The 3,556-nt window shown below is 50.1% G+C and carries 1 protein-coding gene; it reads right to left on the minus strand.

The window, feature by feature from the left end:
• Positions 1 to 3,556 (minus strand): FG-GAP-like repeat-containing protein (locus QUA53_RS28690; protein ID WP_333249287.1); only part of this gene is annotated, 3,556 nt, incomplete at both ends.

Consider the following 3,556-nt stretch of genomic DNA (forward strand, 5'->3'; position numbering starts at 1 on the left):
TAGGGTCTAAGCTAGTCAGGTCAACATCAGCGGGGAGAGAAAGGGCGGCTTTAACTAAAGATTGGGCTGATTCTGGTGCAATTCCTTTGTCGGTTAAGTCGGCGATTAAGCTGGTTAGGAGGGTGACGACACTGGCATCTGGGGGTGCGGTGACAGGTGTTTCTAGAGGTAAGCCGGTGGCGGTGTCAATGCCTCCTATGGCTACTAAATTGCCTTCTGATGGGTCGATTTCTCCGTTTTTGTTGGTGTCGAAAATGTCGAAGGGGATGTTGAGATTAAACTCACCGTTGCTGTTAGTGGTGGTGGATGGTTCGTTGGTGTCGAGGACGCCGTTTTTGTTGGCGTCTAGGAAGAGGGTTGCACCGGAGATATAACCGTCTATGAGCTTGCCATTTCCCCTGTCCACTACGTGGATTGTCTGGCTAGCACTCGCACCATAAGGGTCTGTTGCTGTTAACTTGGCGTAGAAGTCTTGCCAGTTGCTTGGGGGAGTTCCGGTGAACTGGATGCTGTTTGTGGCAGAGTTAAACGACAGTCCAAGCCAACTGCTGTTCGGATTGCTCTCTAATGAGCTGCCGTCTTTATCATCCAGGGTTAGTGTGTAGGTGAGTAGGTCGCCATCCGGGTCTGTGTAGACGTTAGGAACTTCGACATTGAGAGCAGTGTACCGACCGCCTAAGTTAATCTGCTGTTCGGGAGGACGGTTGCCGACTGTAAAACTGCCTTCTGTGGCAAACGGCGAACCTGCCCAAGCATTATCGATCGCCTGTACGCTCCAATAATATGTCCCTGGAGACAAATCTTTGAGTTGCCACTGAGTGTTTTGGTTGGCATTACCCAGTCCTACTACTTGCCGAGTTCCGTCATTGAGAGACATGGGGGCGAGAATATCCTTGCCACCGGGAGTAGTGCCAACTCGCAGGTTGTAGCTTAAGCCATCTGCAGGAGTTTGATCGTCAGTTGCTTTGTTCCAGTTGAAGGTAACTTTTCGGCCAGAAGGCTCAGCCGAAAGCCCTGTGGGTGCAGTGGGAGGAGTGTTCGCGATCGCAGTATTACTGCGGTACACTTGATTTCCCAACAAAATATCCAATTTGCCGTCACTGTCGTAGTCTCCCCAAGATCCAAAACTGGCACCAGTCAGTCCAGCGCTGATATCTTCGCTAAAGCCGCTGCCAGTGTTGCGGTAAACTTTGCTGTAGAACTTGTTCTCTAATTCGCTGTTGAGCAAGATATCGAATTTGCCGTCGTTGTCGTAGTCTCCCCAAGCTGCAAAACTACCACCGGGCAAGGCTGCAGTCATGTCTTCGCTAAAGCCATTGCCTGTGTTCCGGTAAACTTTAGTGATGTTGCCAGAATCTGAATTACCCGCGAGCAAGATATCCAAATCGCCATCATTGTCATAGTCTCCCCAAGCAGCCGAACCATTAGACACACCGGGCAAAGCGAAAGCTTCGGCTTCGCTAAACCCGCTGTCAGTATTGCGAAACACCTTGGCTATTTTGCCTGAAACGCTATCGCCCGTTAGCACGATATCGAGTTTGCCGTCCTTGTTATAGTCTCCCCATGCTGCTGAACCGTTGAGAACACCGGGGAGTTGGGCAGTAATATCTGCCGTCAAAACAATATCGCTCTTGCCAGTATTGCGGTACACTAAGCTTGCGTTTTCCAGGGTGCTATACGTACCGTCTGCATTTTCATTCGTGACACTTTGTGTGGTGGCATTCAGGAGATCTACTTTGCCATCGTTGTTGTAGTCTCCCCATGCTTGCGAACCATTAGCAGGATTTCCCTGTGTCCAGCTGAATACATTCTCCTCGCTGCCAGTGTTGCCGTAGATTTTAAGATAGCGTGGTATGTCGGTCGTTGGAAAATCCGGCTTTTGCTTTGTTTGTAAGGCAAAATTTAGCTTGCCGTCGTTGTTGTAGTCTCCCCAAGATGCTGCAGAGGCTAACTCCAAACTTGGGTCGCCGCTTTCAGCGGTAAAGGTACTGCCTGTGTTCCGGTACAGCCGAGTGCCCGTGAAGTCAAAAGAGCTAACGAAGCTGCTAAGTGGCTCAGGGCGACCCGACGCGATAAAATCCAGTTTCCCATCACCGCTGTAGTCTCCCCAAGCGCTAATCGCTCCGCCCTCGAAATAATTCGAGATTTCCGTATTGATTTTGTTGAAAGTGTAACTGCGTTCGAGGTTAGTCACACTGACATCTTCAGGATCGAAACCTGAGTACCCGGGAGTTGGAAAAGGGTTGCCACTGTCAGCAGATTCGTTGCTTATAGCCTGTCCGAGGATTATTTTGTAGGGACGATCGCCATCAGATTGATTATCGTTAATACCCTTGATTGTTACAGTCTGAGCTATATCCCAATTATCAGGAGTAAACTTCAGCGTCGATACAGAAACAGTTCCTTCTGCCGTGTTGTCACTGCTGACTGGGATGACAACATCAGCAATAGGTTGCTGAGTCAACACAACACTGAAATTAGCAGTGTCGCCTGCTTCTGTTGTAATCAACCCGTTTGTTGGCCCAACGACAATCTGAGGATATTGATTGTAGGGATAGTCGTCCGAAACTAACATATTGGTGAGACTGACATCAGAGGCATCTAGACCTAAGTATTTGCTGTCAGTGCTGATGGCAGGGGCGGTAACGATCGTGTAAGGTCGGTTAGCCATAGCAGAGAAAGTACCACGCTCTCCTTTTACCGTTACCTCCTGGGGAATATTCCAGTTGTCAGGTGTAAAGGTAACTCTTGGAGTGGAGAGACTACCCTCTGCAGGATTTTGAGGAGAAACATTCAAACCGATCAAAACTTCGCGCGTCGGCGGGCTATTAAGTGTGAGGGTAAATTTGGCTTTGCCACCTGTTTTAGTGGTGATTAATCCGTTGGTGGGGGAGACCGTGATGCCTGGGTTAGCAGCAGTCTCAGAATCCAAATCTGAAAAACTGTTACCAGATTGGGGTTGATCGTTAGATAGCGGTATGGTGTTACCCCTGTTAACAACAGTCGCATCCGGTGCATTGAGGCCGTTGTAGTTACTATCGGCACTGACAGCAGGGGCAGTCACAATCTGATAAGTCTTATCAAAGTCAAATACTCGATCGTCCACACCCGTTATCGTAATCGGCTGCCACTGATTCCAATTAACAGAATTGAAGGTAATTGATTCCGTCGAAATTACTCCCTCTGCCTCATTGCTGCTACGCAAACCAATCGTTACATCCGCAGTTGGTTGGCGGTTGAGTCTGATGGTGAATTGGTCTGTGCCACCTGCTTCTGTAGTTACTAATCCCGATGCCGGACTAATAACAATGCCAGGGCTTCCAAGTATTGGTTCTGCTACAGTGCCACCACCGCCGCTCGGTTCTGCTACAGTGCCACCACCGCCGCTCGGTTCTGCTACAGTGCCACCACCGCCGCTCGGTTCTGCTACAGTGCCACCACCGCCGCTCGGTTCTGCTACAGTGCCACCACCGCCGCTCGGTTCTGCTACAGTGCCACCACCGCCGCTCGGTTCTGCTACAGTGCCACCACCGCCGCTCGGTTCTGCTACAGTGCC

The sequence above is a fragment of the Microcoleus sp. Pol12B3 genome (genome assembly GCF_036701355.1).
In the GTDB taxonomy this organism is placed as follows: domain Bacteria; phylum Cyanobacteriota; class Cyanobacteriia; order Cyanobacteriales; family Microcoleaceae; genus Microcoleus.